This window comes from Heliomarina sp. (assembly GCF_052826185.1).
The window spans coordinates 1-15,494 of the sequence record NZ_JBRBUI010000015.1 but is presented as its reverse complement, the minus strand read 5'-3'; the positions used below and the strand labels follow the sequence as shown (position 1 = coordinate 15,494).

Sequence of the window (15,494 nt, the reverse complement as noted above, 5' to 3'; positions counted from 1 at the left end):
GGCTTGGCGGTCATGCCGGTGCTTGCGACCAGTTCTGCAATTTCGCCGTCCGATACACTCTTGGCGCTGTCGAGAATAGTCATCCGTCCATTGATCACGTCGAACGCAAGATGTTCGGCCCCGCCGATCTTCGGGCCGACCACCTTGTTCAGGATTGCTACCTCCTCGGCGCAATCGAGGCCGGACACCTGAAAACTGCGCCCGCCCGCTGGCGCGGGGGTCGCCGGAACGGTGTCGCCGCACGTTCTGGCGCTCCCGCAGCAGCTGCCGCCGCTTGTCTGGGCATCTTCGGCGTGATCGTGGTCGTGACGATGGGTGTCGGACGGCATGAATGGACCTCTGGATTCGGGTGCTTTACCATGAAATAGCCCCTACAGTAGCTAGAGCTTCAAGAGCAAAATACGGTGGTATTTCAGTTTGATTTATTGCTAGAGGATGCGGTGACCGGCTCCATCACGCCTTGAGGCATGAACAGCCGCTGCAAAGAAAAACAGACATGAAAGGAAGCTTGATGCGGGTTTTGATTCTGAAGCAAAAAATGATGGTCGCAGTGGCGCTGTCGCTCACGGCCGGGTGCGCAGTCCAGCCGACTGGACCGGGCGACGTGGCAAAACAGGGGGGCAACGTTCCCGAAGCCGTGATTGCAATGGCTGCCCCGGATCAGGATGTTGCAACTGCGCGCTTGGTACCGGAAGACGGGTGCTACTGGTACGAACACAGCGGCCCCGTAGAAACAACCTTGCTGCCGCTGCGCACGGCGAACGGCAATCGTATCTGCACCCCTCGCGAAACTTAATTACGTTTGCCGACCGCTGCTTGGCTTAGCTGCGGGCAGTCACGCTGTCCTCCGCCGAGTAAAGATAGGCCGTAGAGCCGGTCTCGACGTTCGGGTAAAGGTCATTGATATGGGCCATAACCATCCGTACGCAGCCCGAACTTGCGCGGCCACCGATACTCCGTGGGCTCGGAGTGCCATGGATGCGCAGAAGGGTATCGCGATCCCCGACGTAAAGATACAGCGCCCTTGATCCAAGCGCGTTTTCCGGTCCCGGTTCCATGCCATCGGCAATGTCAGCATAAAGTTCGGGGTCGCGATTGATCATGCTCTGTGTCGGTTGCCAGTGCGGCCACCTGACCTTGCGCTTGATTGTATAGACACCCGGCTCGTAGAGGTTCCCCCGCGCGATCGCCACGCCGTAGCGCATCGCGGTTCCACCCTCTTCAATGTGGTAGAGATATCGTGCGACCGCGTCGACATGGATATCTCCCGGCACGAGACCGGCCTTCGCGACCACACGTTGCGGTAGGAACCGCGGGTGCAATCCCCATGGGTTGGAAGTCTCGGCAACATAATCCTGAGGCGTCACCTGTGCGTCCCATTCAGCCTTCTGAGCCTCGGTGGGCCAAGTGTCGGCAAAAGCCATACCGGGACCGGTCACCGAAAAAAGCGCCGTTGTTGTCTGAATGAAGTGTCGTCTTGTCAGCATTTTGTACCCTTTCGGTTCCCGCCGGCGATTGATGGCAAGAACGGTATGTGTTCTCATTGAATAGATAGGACTTCTAGTGGCTAGAGGTTCAAGGGCAAATTTTCGTGAGCAAACATGCGATCCTGGCAGTTTCCAGTTTGCTTGGGAGGAGAAAACTGCTCGCACGATACCTGGTCCGAAGTTGCGCAGCGACACTTCGTGAAATCGCAGATTGTCTGGAAATTTAGGCACAGCGGCTTCGATATCGCGACCATGAGATCGGGAGCGTCACGGCACACGGAACTTACGCCACTCGCAAATACTACGATGCCATCTCCGGCTCTCATTCCGTTATTTCGCCCCGTAAGAACGCAAAGCTTGGATGGAGATCATAGCTGTAGCGGCGGCTCGTAATTAGGCCATACGGGCATCGCAGTCTCTGGGCTGTGCGCTCTGGCGACAATGGAGCGGTTATCCCCGCCGAAGCCGCGCCGAGACGAAGATGCAATGTGTGAAACTGCTTGGTCAGCCGCTCATCGCGTCGGACTTTGGCCGCCATGGTGCGAAGCTTCAGTTCCGCTTAGCAGTCGTCAACAGCTACACCGCCCTTGGCATCCCCGTCACAGAAGCTTTGGAATAAGTCCGTCCGGAGAATGGTTAACACCGCCTATCAGCCTATTTGTAGAACATTGCATCGAGGACCCCTCGATTGGTAAGTTAAAGTCTAAGGTCAACCCGCTTACTTCAACGGCAACCACCCGACTATGACCGCTGGGAAAACGCCGCGAACAGCGCAAGCGTCCGTTCGCTGACATGGTGCTCGATGCCTTCGGCATCGCGTTCAGCCGTCTCGGGGTCGAGCCCGAGGCTCAGGAGAAACCGCAAGACGATCTCGTGGCGGTGCCTGCATTCCTTGGCGAGCGCCCGGCCTTCCTCGGTCAGAAATACCGAGCGATACTTCGCACGGGTGATCAAGCCGTCCCGCGCCAGACGGCCAAGTGTTTTTGCGACCGTCGGCGCAGTCACGCCCATCCGTGTCGCGATATCGACCGGCCGGGCCTCGCCGTTCTCGTGGATGAGTTCGGCGATCAGTTCGACATAATCTTCCGCCACTTCGCTGCGCCGCGCTTCGCGCACACCGATGAAGGCCTCGGCGCGGGATTCGACCGCACGTGCCTCTGCCTCGGTTGGATCAAGGTTCTCATCATCCGTCATGCCGTCACCCTCGCACGATCGGGATTGACTCGTAAAGCCTAAGCGATGATTATTAGCCGAAGCTAACTTTTTGCGCCGGGACTTTGGCCTGCGTGTCATCTGAGGGGACAACGTCCATGCCTGTCGATACCAGCAAGCGAGGGCGCGATGTGTCGTCCGCCGTGGAGACATCTCGGCCCACAGCGCCACCTGCGATGGTCACGGAGCCAGTATCGGCGTCGCGACGCGCGTTGTTGGTCGGCGGTCTGGTGGCTGCCGGCGGAGCGGCCGTGGCCGCGAGCCGCGCGCAATCCCAGGCAACGCCCGACCCGATGGCGGGGCATGCTATGCCCGGCGGGGCGGTCGATCCGTATTCGGCCCATGACAGTGGCATGGCGCATGGCAACATGACGATGGTCGGCCAGGTCGACCACGCCCGGAACGGGTTCGACCCGACGGCCATGCTGACCGACTGGGAGATCGGTCGCACCGAAGTCCTGCCGGATGGGCGCACGTTGCGAACGTTCGAGGTGGACGCCATCGACGTGGAGATCGAGATCGCTCCCGGCGTTTTCTTTCCCGCCTGGACGTTCAACGGCCGCGTGCCAGGCCCCGCCCTGCGAGCGAAGGAGGGCGAACGACTGAGGATCGTCTTTCGCAACCTCGGGTCACACCCGCATTCCATGCATTTTCACGGCATTCACTCGGCGCGAATGGACGGCGTTCAAGGCGCCGGGCTGATCGATCCGGGCGAGGAGTTCGTCTATGAGTTCGATGCCAAGCCCTTCGGCTGTCATCTCTATCATTGCCACGCGCTGCCGCTGAAACGGCACATGCACAAGGGCATGTACGGCCTGTTCGTGGTCGATCCAGATCCGGCGCGCCACCCCGAATTTGCGGCCGTTGCGGCGTCGCGTGTGCTGGGCAGCCCGGAAAACGCCGAATGGCAGGAACTGGCGATGGTGATGAACGGCTTTGACACCAATTTCGATGGTGAGAACGAGGTCTATGCGGTAAACACGGTCGGCCAAGCTTACATGAACGCGCCGATCCGGATCGACAAGTCGCGCCCGGTACGTATCTACCTCATGAATGCGACCGAGTTCGATCCGATCAACTCGTTCCACCTGCATGGGAATTTCTTCGACTATTACGACACCGGCACCCAGCTCACGCCGACCCTGCGCACGGTCGATGTGATTATGCAGTGTCAGGCGCAGCGCGGCATCCTCGAGTTCAGCTTCGCCGATCACGAGGATGGGTTGTACATGTTCCATGCCCACCAGGCCGAGTTCACCGAACTTGGCTGGATGGGCTTTTTCGACGTGCGGGAGGCCGGAGCATGACCGATCAGACCCAACACAGCCGCCCGCCGAAGACCCGCCTGCTTCTGGTGCTAGCGCCACTGGCTGCCATGCTGGGCGCCTTTGTCTGGATTGCGTCGCTCGATCCCCTTCGCGGCTTCAATAACGGCGCGCCCCCGGTTGAGGCGCTGACCGTCGAACGGACGATCCTTGACGGGTCGGGGATTTCGCTCAGGGTGCGCGCCGGCGGATCGGAAGCAATGGTGGTCGCGCAAGTCGCAGTGGACGACGCCTACTGGACCTTCACGCAGGAGCCCGCGGGGCCGATTGCCCGGGGCGAAGCGGTCTGGTTGCGAATTCCCTATCCGTGGGTTCTCGGCGAGGCCCATCACGTCAACCTGCTGACCAACACGGGCGCGACCTTCGGGCATGAGATCGGGGTCGCCGTCTCGACGCCAAGTCCCACCTGGGGGCAACTTCGGCTCCAGGCGGTGATCGGGGCGATCGTCGGCCTTTTGCCGGTAGCGCTTGGCCTGATGTTCTATCCGGCCATGAAGGGCGTCGGGCGAAGGGGAATGAACTTTCTGCTGGCGCTGACGGTCGGGTTGCTGGCCTTCCTGCTGATCGACACCATATCCGAGGCACTGGAGCTATCGGCAGAAGCGGCCGCGATATTCCAAGGTTCTGCCATGGTCTGGCTGTCGGCGCTTGCAAGCTTTCTTCTATTGATGGCTATCGGGCGATGGCGCGGCAATCCGGAAGGCATCGCGCTTGCGTTCTACATCGCCCTTGGGATCGGGCTTCACAACTTCGGCGAAGGGCTGGCAATCGGCGGCGCATTCGCCGCCGGATCGGCGGGGCTTGGAACTTTCCTCGTCCTAGGCTTTGCCTTACACAATGTCACCGAGGGCATCGGCATCGCCGCCCCGATGCTTCGTGCCCGGCCGAACCTTTGGACGTTTGCCGCCCTGACCCTGCTCGCCGGTGGCCCGGCCATCCTCGGAATGTGGGCGGGCAGCCTTGCCTATGCGCCGCAATGGTCGGCACTGGCACTCGCCGTCGGAGCGGGTGCGATCCTGCAAGTCATGGTCGAGGTCAGCGCCTACCTTGTCCGTCAAAACGCCGACAGGCAGGCAGCGCTGATGTCACCAGTCGTACTGGTCGGGTTTCTGGGCGGCATCGCATTCATGTACGCGACGGCAGCATTGATCAAAATCTGAGCGGTGATCGGCTGTTTCGGCCTCATGGGGCGGTCGCCCAGCTCGATAAACTGACCCCGTCTGTCCACGGGGAGATCGCTATTTTCGTGCCTCAGTTTGTGCGCCCAAGAGACTTATTCTTTCGTGATTTCAAAATGAAGAATTTGAGGCTAGAGGGACTAGAGGATCCACCTGGATATCACAGATAGGTGAAAACACTGCAAACCCATCTGACCACTATTGCTGAGCCGCACGTCGAAATGTACTGTCTCATATTTTTGTTCTGTCACAATTCTGGGCCTCCGTTAAACCAGCAACAGATGCTACACACCAAAACGAGTGCTTCTTTAGATGTGTTTCATGGCATGGCCCGCCACATGCGGAAACACTCCGTTCCGGTCACCTCGCAGATTAGACCTTGTGCTTCCATCCAAGCAAGGTTGCGCTGGACGGTGCCGCGGCTGGCACCGGTCAGGGTCTCGGCTATTGGAGCGGAGACGACGGGCCATTCGGTCAGCACCGCGCGCAATGCTGGTGGTGTCTTGCCAGAAAGCGGGGCCATCATGGTTTCCGCCCGCGCTGACCATGCCTGGATGTCGTCGAGTTGCCGCATCGCGGTCAGGCATGCTATTTCCATATCGGCGTTGCGACGTCAATCGCCAGCGCACCTCTTCATCACTATCGGCAACGGAGTCGACGCCATCATTTTCCATCGATATCTGCCGCACAAGTCTGTGAACTCTATCTTTAGATTAAGGGCAAGAATATCGGAGCTAAAAGCAAAATCTCATATTTAGTAGGGGCAAAGGACAGCCGTTGATCTCGTTGAATTTCTCATCTCACAAGTAAGGGCTACGTGACACCAGATTTACGTGCGTCTCAGAGAAACCCAATACCGAGCTCAAAGCCTTTTCCACATGGCCAATACAAGATGAACAATTCATCTTTTGAATGCCGGACGTGAATGACTTTTCGCTTTCGATATTGAGACCTCTTGCTCCGGACAACTACAGAGATAGAGGGTCCAGCAGGTGGAAGGTCAAGGAATTTAAGGTCCGATTTCACAATCGTCGTCCGTTTCACTCGGGGACGAGGGCTGCAATCTTTTCAAGAAGGGTGCCGCGCTCGATCACACCGGGGATTATTTCATCACCCAATACGAACGTCGGCGTTCCAGTTATACGCAAAGCTTCTGCCAGACGCAGAGAGGCAGCAATGTGATCGTTCACTAGGTCTGATTGCATATCTGTTTTCAAAACTTCGAGATCGAGCCCCACATCGCCTGCAACTTCCATAACGCTTGCTTCAAAGGCTTGTCCGTTCAATGCCATCATTGCCTCGTGAAACTGCTGATATTTACCTTGGTTTCTCGCGGCAAGTGACGCGCGCGCTGCAATTTCGGAACCGGGCCCTAGGATCGGGAATTCACGATAAACAATGCGGACATCCTTGCTTGTCTCCAGCACGGCTTTGACTTCAGGTGCTGCGCGGCGGCAATATCCACAGTTATAGTCAAAAAATTCGACTAGCGTGACGCTACCATCCAGATTTCCGAAGATAGGAGCGTTCTGTTCGAAGTCGTCGCGCAATTCAGTTAAAGCTGTAGACTGCGCTTCAACAAGTGCTGCATTTTCACGTTCTTGTAGGATTGAAAGCGCTTCGATCAGAATTTCGGGTTTTTCCAAGATCGCTTCAAGCGCCAGACGCTTAATATCTGCCTCATTGAGTTCTTGCGCGGCCACAGTAGTGAAAGAAAATGCTGCGAAGACTGTTGCAAGTATAATTTTTGACAGGTCGCGTCGCGCTAGTGACATCTTAAATTCTTCCTAGAAAGTTGCGGGGTACAGGATCACACGCGTGTCCAGCGGAACCATATCATAAAACTGGACAATCTGATCGTTCACCAATCTGGCGCATCCGTTTGAAACGGCACGGCCAATAGTGCTTGGGTCATTAGTGCCATGCACACGCAAAAAGGTATCCCCGCGTCCCGGTTGAAAGAGGTAGAGGGCCCGCGCGCCTAGAGGGTTGCTCAGACCGCCAGGCATTCCATTCCGAAACGGTCCATATTTCTTCGGTTCACGACGCAACATGCCCGGGGTCGGTGTCCAGCTGGGCCATTCTTTCTTTGCCCCCACATAGAATTCACCTGCCTCATAAAGACCCGGACGACCGATCCCGACGGTGTAGCGAATTGCAGTATTATCGGGTTGGGTCCAGAACAGGGCAAACTGGCTTGGAACAACATGGATTTCGTATGGAGCGGAGCCCTCTGGAATGCTCACTACTTGGGGTAAATACTCCGGCGGTAAATCATACTTTGGCAGCACTACATGGGCTGAAACTGGCTGACTGGTCAAAGCGCCAGCAGCCCCGGCGGCAAGGAGGAATTTTCTTCGATTCATGAAGCTGTGGCTTTCGAAAGGTGAACGTTGAATGAACGCCAGTACACGAGAAAAGACTTTAACAAGTCATGCTAAGTGCGCGATCAAAATAATTTCACTTGTGTTCCTACCTCAGCCAAAGCGAACAGTTCTTTGATATGTTCGTTGTAAAGGCCGATGCATCCGTTCGACGATTGGCGGCCAATTTTCCGCGTGTCCCCCGTTCCGTGGACGCGGTAATATTGCCATGAAAGGTAGAGGGCGTGTGTGCCCAAGGGGTTGTCAGGACCGGGTGGAAAATAGTCTGGCCAATCCGGGTTGCGGATCTTCATCGAAGGAGTTGGGCGCCAGCTTGGTCCTTCCACTTTCTTGATAACGCTAGTGTATCCGCGTTTTGTCAGTTCTTCGGATTCCGGAACGCTCGACGGATACAGCTTATAAACACTTTCATCCTCTGACCAATATTGCACCGCTCGGGAATCAATGTCGCACAGGATTGCACCGTGGTTTAGATTTTCGAAGTGATCCCGCCAGTTTGAGGTGCTGAAGGATGAAATATTGCGGCGCACTGGTGGTGTACCAAGTGGTGCTGTGGTTTGCGCGGTTGCAACGCCTGCTCCTAGGAACACCCCACTTGCGGCCGCACCGAGCAGCGCTCCGCGACGTGAGAAAGATGAGTCTTTAATTAGCTTCATGATCAACCCTTCGGTCATGCCTCTTTCGTCTGTTTACAACCTTCACCCACTGGAGCTTCAAGCGATCAATTGTCACAAAAACGTGAGACGAACAGCGAACGAACGCTTTGGGCTGGAAAAGCCCTGTAGCATTCGAACGGAAAGTGGCTTAAACGATCATCTGGGGCGGCGCTAAAGCGTGGCAGGTCAAGCCTGTGTCAGCCTCGACAAATGACCTATACTAAGTCAGCTTTCCACATGCGACATCTCCCGTGCCCCGCCACCTCGCGGATCAAACCGCTTGCCTCCATCCAGGCGAGATTGCGCTGAACGGCGGCGCGGCTGGCTCCGGTCATGGCCTCAGCCATCGGGGCGGAGACCAAGGGCCATTCCGTGAAAACCTTTCACAAGGCAACCGGTGTGCGGCCAGATAATTGCGCTGCTCATCCCATCCAACCAGCGGGCCAAACGTTCGGGTGGCAAGCCCGAAACGCGCACCCCCCCGGCCCCAGCCATAGCGAGCGGCGCGAAGATGGCACCGCTTCCATCGCTGGTCGCGACCCTGGACGCGGTGACGGTAGCTTCGATCTGGTCGCCGTGGCGTCCGAGGCCCGCCAAGCTCCACAGGTTATACCCCATGCACGCCCGTGTGATCGGGTGGAGACCCTTTGCGGCTGCCATGAGGTCCAGCCACCCACCCGCGCGATCCTCGAAACGCTCAGCGCTGTCTCCAGTGTTCTCGGGATCGCGACGGTCCAGGAAGGCGGCCAAGTCAGCTTTCGGCCCAGGACCGCCTGTTAGGCGCCGAACAGCCCATGCAACTCTTGCCAGTGCATTTAGGTCATCCTGTGCACCTGACAGCCGCATCGATATCCAGAGCGCCAGACGATCAGAACTCACCCGATCCCCTGCGAACCAGCTGAGGTCCGCTGCCTCAATAAGAGCAAGGCGATGCCGCCAGCCTTCCGGGCCACGCAGCAGCCAGTCATCCAGAGCTCCCAAGCGTCCAGCCACTCTTGCCAGTCGCGCAGCGTGAACGCCTTCTGCTTTTGCCCAGACTTCGACGACAGCAGTGTCGGGCGGTTCCGCCCGTGGCCCTGGAGGCAAATCATCCGGTTCTTCTTCAAGTAACCTACGCAGAAACCAGAGATCGTCTTCGTGAGCCTCTTCATCCTCCTGGATGGTGATAAGGGGTTCGTCGTAATCATCGGTAAAAGTAGAGGCTTGCGTCTTCATGTGCACAAAAAGACTGATTTCTTGCACATTACCCAAGCGTTTTTTTTGGCAGCTGCCTGCGCCCTTTATATAGTACGCGCACTCGACTGCCGGCGGAACCTCTCAGTTCGCGCACAGCGCAAGGAAACCAAGGGATTGTGGCCCAGCCCGACGAGAGAACGCTTGATTGCATTCGTTTACAAATGGTCGTTTAGTAACGGTATATGAAATTGCAAACGGCCGATTTTCATGCCCCTGATAGGCTATGCGCGCGTATCCACAGAGGATCAGACCCCCCTGCCCCAGTCTGAGGCCCTGCAAACTGCGGGATGCGTCGAGATCTTCGAAGAGCACGCCTCAGGCGGCAATCGTGCCCGGCCGGTGCTTGCCCGCTTGCTGGAGCGCATTAGCAAGGGCGACACGCTGGTTGTCGTACGGATCGACCGGCTCGCACGGTCTCTGTCGCACCTTCTCGAGGTGATCGAACGGTTGGAGGCCAAGGGGGCGTTCTTTCGTTCCATTCAGGACCCGATCGACACCGGATCCCCGCAAGGCAAGTTCACGCTGCAGGTTCTGGGCGCCGCGGCCGAGTTCGAGCGGGCGCTGATCCGGGAACGTACCAAGGCGGGGCTGGCGAGCGCCCGTACCAAGGGCCGGGTCGGCGGGAACCCTGGACTGCGGGCCAAAGACCCTGCTGCTCTTCGCAAAGTACGGCTGGCGCGACAAGACGGCTACATGGAGCATCTGAACGAGACGGCACAAGATTGGGTTCCCCATGTGCGCCGGTTGCGACCCGACTTGGCCTGGGAAGACGTGGTGCGCATCATCAACGGCCCCTTGCCCGAGGCGCGTCGCTGGACCCAAAGCCGTCTCTTGCGCGCTGTGAAGGCCTATGTCGGCGACGGCTTCCTGCCGGCCGAGGTGCTAGCCCGCGCCGGGCGCCGCGAAACCGACGACCGTCTGCCCGCCATCGTCGCCGGCATCAAGGGCGCGGACCCCGACATCACGCTTCAGGCGATCTGCACCCGGCTGGAAGCGATGCGCGAACGCACGCCTCGTGGCCGAACAAGATGGCAGCCGTCTTCTGTGAAAATGCTGTTGGAGCGGGCGGAACGACTTGGCCTCATGCCGTACGAATCGAGCCAAAATCAGATGTAGCTTCTGACCCGAATCCAAAAAATTTCACCGGGAGAAAACTCCGCAGGAGGCAGAAAGTGCCATTAGTTGCTTGGGGTTAGCTGCTAATGTGCCAACTCAACTGAGTAGCGGTTCGATTTGGTTAGATCTGCATTTAATATATCTATATCAATGACTTGCTGAGTTTTTTACACGACAACACCTATAGGTGCTGTGGATAACTTTCGCACTACATTTAGATTCTTCTTGCCGGACTCACTGGATCGTGGCATTCCCATTCTGACGGCAAAACGCGTCAGACACGCTGTACACCGTCAGAATGACTAAGAGCCTCAACAGTGGCCGAGAGTGGGCGGCAGGACATGGATGATCGTAACATTGGATACACGCAAGGCATAGGCTCTTCCGATATCGGAGCATTTGCCGACAATCTGGCTGAGTCTTTGGATCGCCAGATGAAGATCGCTTTCGAACCCGAAGAACGAAAGTCCCTACGCCGCTTCAGTTCCACCGAAGTCGCCGGCCTCCTGCGCGTAAGCACATCCAACCTGCGCAACCGGCACAAGGACGGCAGCTTCCCGGAAGTGCATACAGACAACCGCGGACACCGGTTCTACACAGCCCAAGAGATTGATGAGTTGCGCGATGTTCTTGGACGCACTGGAAAGAACGCAGAAAGCTACCGCCCAGGTCGACGTGATGGCGATCGTCTCCAGGTGATATCCGTCGTCAACTTCAAAGGCGGTTCATCAAAGACTACTGCAACGATTCATCTTGCGCAAAGGTATGCCTTGCGCGGTTACCGCGTGCTGGTCCTAGACCTCGATCCGCAAGCAAGTTTGACCACGTTTTTCGGCTTTCGGCCCGAGCTTGAGTTCGCCGATGGCGGCACAATCTATGATGCTTTGAGATATGAGGACCAAGTTCCTCTCTCGAACGTCATCCAAAAGACCTACTTCCATAAGCTCGACATGGTGCCCGCCGGTTTGATGCTCTCGGAGTATGAAACCGAGACCGCAAACGCTCTCGCCCGTCGCGTACAGCCCATCTTTGCAGAGCGCCTCGCCTTGGCGCTTGAAGAGGTTGAGGCAAACTACGACATCGTCCTGATCGACTGCCCGCCTCAGCTTGGGTTTCTAACCCTGACTGCGCTGGCAGCCTCGACGGGGCTTTTGGTTACCGTGGTACCTGGCATGCTTGACATCGCATCCATGAGCCAATTCCTGAAGCTTGCTTCAGAAACGGTCAAGGCCGTGGAGGAAGCCATCGGTCGGCGTGTCACATGGGATTTTGTCAAGTTCCTGATTACCAGATATGAACCGTCGGACGGTCCGCAGACCCAAATGGCAGGCTACCTGAGATCAATTCTGGCAGGTCAGGTCATGACAGAGCCGATGCTGAAGTCTACGGCGATCTCCGACGCGGGGATGACCCAGCAGACCGTCTACGAAGTCGATCCAAGCCAATTCATCAGAAAGACAATTGATCGCGCCCTGACCAGCGTGAATGGCGTTGGCGATGAGCTAGAGCAGACGATCCAAATGGCATGGGGGCGTCGCTGATGGCCCGAAACATCTTCAACCAGCCTCCAAGGAATGAGACGGAGAGCGGAGCCCCCTCCCCTACCCCGCCAAAAGCGGCAAAGCTGCCGGGATCTGTTGGAGGATTGCGCGACTCTTTGCGCGAGATCACAGCAAACTCGATTCGCGATATCGAACCCGATCAGATTGACATGGATGGGCTGCGCGATCGGTTGGTGCTGGAAGATTCCAGTATCGATGAGTTGGCCGAGAGCATTCGCAAGCATGGCCAACAAGTGCCCATCATGGTCCGTCCATCAGCCCAACCGGACAGATACCGCATCATCTACGGCCGCCGCAGGCTTGCGGCGATCCGTAAGGTCGGTGGAACGGTCAAGGCAATTGTTCGAACCTTGGACGATGACGCATCTCTGATCGCTCAAGGCCAGGAGAACAACCTCAGGCTTGATCCGTCTTTTATAGAAAAGTCTCTTTTTATCAAAGAGATGCAAGAATCCGGATACAAACCCGGTGTCATTCAAGATGCTCTAGGTCTGACCCGGCAAGGCGTATCCAACCACAGGGTCGTCATGGATCAACTGCCAGACGGTTTTGTTCAACTCATCGGGCCAGCACATGGGATCGGACGACGGCAGTGGGGTGATCTAGCTGCCTTGTCGGTGAAGGTAGATTTGGTGGACATCGCCAAAGAGGCGCTCGCCGCCCTGCCCGACGACACTCCTAGTTCCGAAAAGTTCCAAGCGGTCTATTCGGCTTGCTCGAGCAAAGCACGTAGCGACAAGAAGCCGCCCAATCGTGGGCTGACTTCGGTCATCAATGATGAGAACGGCAGTTCATTGGGCACGCTGACAATCGATGAGAAGGCGATCGCGCTCAAGGTCACCAAGAAGGACAATCCAGAATTCGGCCGATGGCTCGAAGAGCACGCGGAAGCTACGCTTTTGCAACTCTTCGTACAGTGGCGGAATGAGAGAGGCTCTGGGTCCTAACCCAGGCCACACAGAGCAACACGAGCAGAGGAGAAAAGCGAAGACCCGATAGAAAAGAGCCCCCCAAAGTTTCCCCTGGAGAGCCCTCATCATCTGATTAGCATCTTTGATGTAGCAACCTCCAGCATACCGGTCAAGAGTCACCGATTCGGTGGACTGATATTTTTTGCCTTTTTCCGCGAAAATTCGAGGAAAGAGACGGGGAAGTTGTGGGCCGAACGGTCGTCGTGAACAAGCCATGGCATTTACAAAACTCTCGATCGAAGCCGCAGGTGCTGATGCAACCCGCGGCTCATTTCCCCCATCTGAAACCGACGTCTGGACCATCTTCAGGGCCTTGAGAGATGCACGCAGCGTGTTTGGTCTACGTCCTGGCCACATACAGACACTTCAAGCAATGCTCAGTTTTCTGAAACCTGGCCATGGCGAAACGGTTTTTGCGTCTAACAATTCACTTTGCCAGCGCGTTGGCGGAATCGACGAACGGACACTCCGGAGGCACATCAACCGCTTCGTTGAACTCGGATTCATCAAGCGCAATGACAGCTCGAACCGAAAGCGCTACCGCGTTCGCTCATCCGGCGGGGAGTGCATCAGTTATGGATTGTCTCTCACCCCCCTGCTCCAACGTGCGAGCGAGCTTATAGCCATCGCGCAAGAGATGGAGAATAACCGGCGAGATCGGATATTTGTCCGCAAACAGATCCTTACAAAGCTCGCCCATTTGGAAGAGCACGATCCTAGCAACGCATTCATCAACCACGCACGGAAAGCTCTACGCAGGAAGCTGAGCCTCCCCGAATACCACGCTCTGCTCGCCAATACAGATGCAGAATACCAGAGTTTGACTACCCCGGATGACCCGCCTGAAACTATGGAATTGCCCGCCAATGACGGACAAACTGTCCGGCATCAATCTAAGTCTGAAGAAGAAAAAAAAGATTTAGATAGCAACATAGGCCTTGAGGCCCTGAAACCAGACTTGCTGACCTCAGTCTGCGATCAGGCGACATCGTTCTCCACAAAGAGACTTAGAAACTGGTTGGACATTGAAAACCATGCTCGAACACTTGCACCCATGATGGGCATTCACCCAGAGACTTTCGAGAAAGCCAAGAATGCTGTAGGAGCTCCGAAAGCGTCATGCGCGATCTTCATCATGCTACAGCTTGGAAAACGCATCAGGGATTTTGGAGCGTATTTTCACAGTATCACCCTGGGTCAAAGGCAAAACCAATTTGATCCATTAGCTTTGATCAAGCGACTGTCCGAAAACAATGAGCGAACTGTCTAATGTCCACCGCGGTGGACTTCGAACGAGAAGCGGCGCTTGTGGCAACCAAAACTGTCCAAACGCACCTAGCGGCGCGTGGTGGTTCTTCAGTTTATCTCAGACCAGCAGATGTCCACCGCGGTGGACAAGTGACACACGAGCAAGCCTTGATGAAAATCTGGCCGCCCATGGAAGAAATCGGCGGCCAGGCATTACACCCTAAATGCCTAAAGTTATTGTGGGAGGTCACCGTCTCCAAAGAGGTTTGGAAAGAGCCGCTCTCGATAATCCAACGGAAACGCCAACCGAACTGGCGTCTTCGGCGAGGCGGAAGTCAAGTATCCGGCGGCGGTCAGTTTACTCAGCGTGTTGCGAGCAGTACGCTTGAATGTCTTGAGGACAATCTGCGCATCGCCTCGTTCCAGTGCCCCATGCCGAAGAACCGCCGAGATCAGTTCCGGTGCGCGCTTGTCATCGATGGTATCTGCAACAAGACGACGATACCGTTCGTCCAGTCCGCCAAGATCGAACAATCTTGCTGAGAAGGTGATCTGGTCGAGCGTCACCTTTAGGAACCATTCACTGAACGTCTTCAGTGCCGCTTCTGACAGGTTGTCGCGGTCTCCGCGGCGTGGACTGTCGGCCAGATCCATCATCCGTTTGTACTCGCCCCGACCGGTTAGCCCGCGGGCCAGCCCACGTGATACGGACCAGAGCCCTTGGCCACCAATCCCCGCTGTGAGGGCCATGGCATGAGACATCAGTCTGCTGACACGGCCGTTACCATCTGGGAAAGGGTGGATGTAGTTGAGCCGGTGATGTGCAGAGGCGATCGCGATGATCCGTCCGCTCGAAGACCGCGCCGCAATCTGAAATCGTTTGTCGAAATGGTCAATGAATGCCGCGACCCGCGACGATGAAGGAGGTAGGTGGCGCCCGACCGCAACTTCCCGATCGTCATCCTGGCGCATGCGTCCCGGAACGATGGGCTCTTGTGTGCCGTCGGGATGTTCGATGACCCGAAACTCATCCGGCATCTCGTCGTAGAAGCTCTTATGGACCCAAGTCAGGAATTCGACGGATGTGGGGCGGGGCAGGGTGCCCTTGCGATGCATCTC

Annotated in this window: 13 protein-coding genes and 4 pseudogenes; 8 read left to right on the top strand and 9 right to left on the bottom strand. The window is 56.8% G+C overall.

Annotated elements, in window-relative coordinates:
- Positions 1-329 (bottom strand): annotated as a pseudogene (locus ACU0FH_RS03335) (heavy metal translocating P-type ATPase); the annotation flags it as partial.
- Between the two features lie 182 nt (positions 330-511).
- On the opposite strand from ACU0FH_RS03335, the gene ACU0FH_RS03330 reads away from it, so the two are divergent.
- The gene (locus ACU0FH_RS03330) at positions 512-796 is read left to right on the top strand and encodes a hypothetical protein (RefSeq protein ID WP_446193338.1); all 285 of its coding nucleotides are present in this window, start codon (positions 512-514) and stop codon (positions 794-796) included.
- A gap of 25 nt (positions 797-821) precedes the next feature.
- Here the strand turns inward: ACU0FH_RS03330 and ACU0FH_RS03325 are convergent, their stop codons facing one another.
- Positions 822-1,487, bottom strand: a complete 666-nt coding sequence (locus ACU0FH_RS03325; protein WP_037941815.1) for a L,D-transpeptidase — start codon at positions 1,485-1,487, stop codon at positions 822-824.
- A gap of 248 nt (positions 1,488-1,735) precedes the next feature.
- Here ACU0FH_RS03325 and ACU0FH_RS03320 point away from each other — a divergent pair.
- Positions 1,736-2,106 (top strand): annotated as a pseudogene (locus ACU0FH_RS03320) (IS5/IS1182 family transposase); the annotation flags it as partial.
- Between the two features lie 122 nt (positions 2,107-2,228).
- On the opposite strand, the gene mntR reads toward ACU0FH_RS03320, so the two are convergent.
- Complete coding sequence (mntR, locus tag ACU0FH_RS03315; RefSeq protein ID WP_037941817.1) at positions 2,229-2,681, bottom strand: manganese-binding transcriptional regulator MntR; 453 nt, start codon at positions 2,679-2,681, stop codon at positions 2,229-2,231.
- Between the two features lie 116 nt (positions 2,682-2,797).
- Here mntR and ACU0FH_RS03310 point away from each other — a divergent pair, with 116 nt between their 5' ends.
- Positions 2,798-4,006 carry a multicopper oxidase domain-containing protein gene (locus ACU0FH_RS03310; protein ID WP_235183691.1) on the top strand — a complete coding sequence of 403 codons (1,209 nt, stop codon included), beginning with the start codon at positions 2,798-2,800 and terminating at the stop codon, positions 4,004-4,006.
- Positions 4,003-5,184 carry a metal transporter gene (locus ACU0FH_RS03305; protein ID WP_037941822.1) on the top strand — a complete coding sequence of 394 codons (1,182 nt, stop codon included), beginning with the start codon at positions 4,003-4,005 and terminating at the stop codon, positions 5,182-5,184. Before ACU0FH_RS03310 ends, ACU0FH_RS03305 begins: the two co-directional genes overlap by 4 nt.
- 337 nt (positions 5,185-5,521) lie before the next feature.
- Here ACU0FH_RS03305 and ACU0FH_RS03300 read toward each other — a convergent pair.
- The 5 genes and pseudogenes from ACU0FH_RS03300 to ACU0FH_RS03280 form a co-directional block, all read right to left on the bottom strand.
- Positions 5,522-5,800 (bottom strand): annotated as a pseudogene (locus ACU0FH_RS03300) (hypothetical protein); the annotation flags it as partial.
- 442 nt (positions 5,801-6,242) lie between these two features.
- Positions 6,243-6,977 carry a DsbA family protein gene (locus ACU0FH_RS03295; RefSeq protein ID WP_235183692.1) on the bottom strand — a complete coding sequence of 245 codons (735 nt, stop codon included), beginning with the start codon at positions 6,975-6,977 and terminating at the stop codon, positions 6,243-6,245.
- 12 nt (positions 6,978-6,989) lie between these two features.
- Positions 6,990-7,568 (bottom strand): L,D-transpeptidase, encoded by a 579-nt coding sequence (locus ACU0FH_RS03290; RefSeq protein WP_037941826.1) that lies wholly within the window; start codon positions 7,566-7,568, stop codon positions 6,990-6,992.
- An 83-nt stretch (positions 7,569-7,651) separates the two neighbouring features.
- Positions 7,652-8,260, bottom strand: coding sequence for a L,D-transpeptidase (locus ACU0FH_RS03285; RefSeq protein ID WP_235602562.1), 609 nt, complete (start codon positions 8,258-8,260; stop codon positions 7,652-7,654).
- Positions 8,261-8,457: 197 nt separating this feature from the next.
- Positions 8,458-9,457: pseudogene (locus tag ACU0FH_RS03280) on the bottom strand (hypothetical protein).
- Between the two features lie 228 nt (positions 9,458-9,685).
- Here ACU0FH_RS03280 and ACU0FH_RS03275 point away from each other — a divergent pair.
- The 4 genes from ACU0FH_RS03275 (at position 9,686) to repC (ending at position 14,397) form a co-directional block, all read left to right on the top strand.
- Positions 9,686-10,594 carry a recombinase family protein gene (locus ACU0FH_RS03275; protein ID WP_184583053.1) on the top strand — a complete coding sequence of 303 codons (909 nt, stop codon included), beginning with the start codon at positions 9,686-9,688 and terminating at the stop codon, positions 10,592-10,594.
- Positions 10,595-10,935: 341 nt separating this feature from the next.
- A complete protein-coding gene (gene repA / locus ACU0FH_RS03270; protein WP_009807965.1) occupies positions 10,936-12,135 on the top strand; it encodes a plasmid partitioning protein RepA in 1,200 nt (399 codons plus the stop codon).
- A complete protein-coding gene (repB, locus tag ACU0FH_RS03265) occupies positions 12,135-13,103 on the top strand; it encodes a plasmid partitioning protein RepB (protein WP_322343526.1) in 969 nt (322 codons plus the stop codon). The genes repA and repB overlap by 1 nt, the downstream gene beginning before the upstream one ends.
- Positions 13,104-13,341: 238 nt before the next feature.
- Positions 13,342-14,397, top strand: a complete 1,056-nt coding sequence (gene repC, locus ACU0FH_RS03260; protein WP_184583049.1) for a plasmid replication protein RepC — start codon at positions 13,342-13,344, stop codon at positions 14,395-14,397.
- Between the two features lie 212 nt (positions 14,398-14,609).
- Here the strand turns inward: repC and ACU0FH_RS03255 are convergent.
- Positions 14,610-15,494 (bottom strand): Fic family protein (locus ACU0FH_RS03255; protein WP_446193337.1); only part of this gene is annotated, 885 nt, incomplete at its 5' end.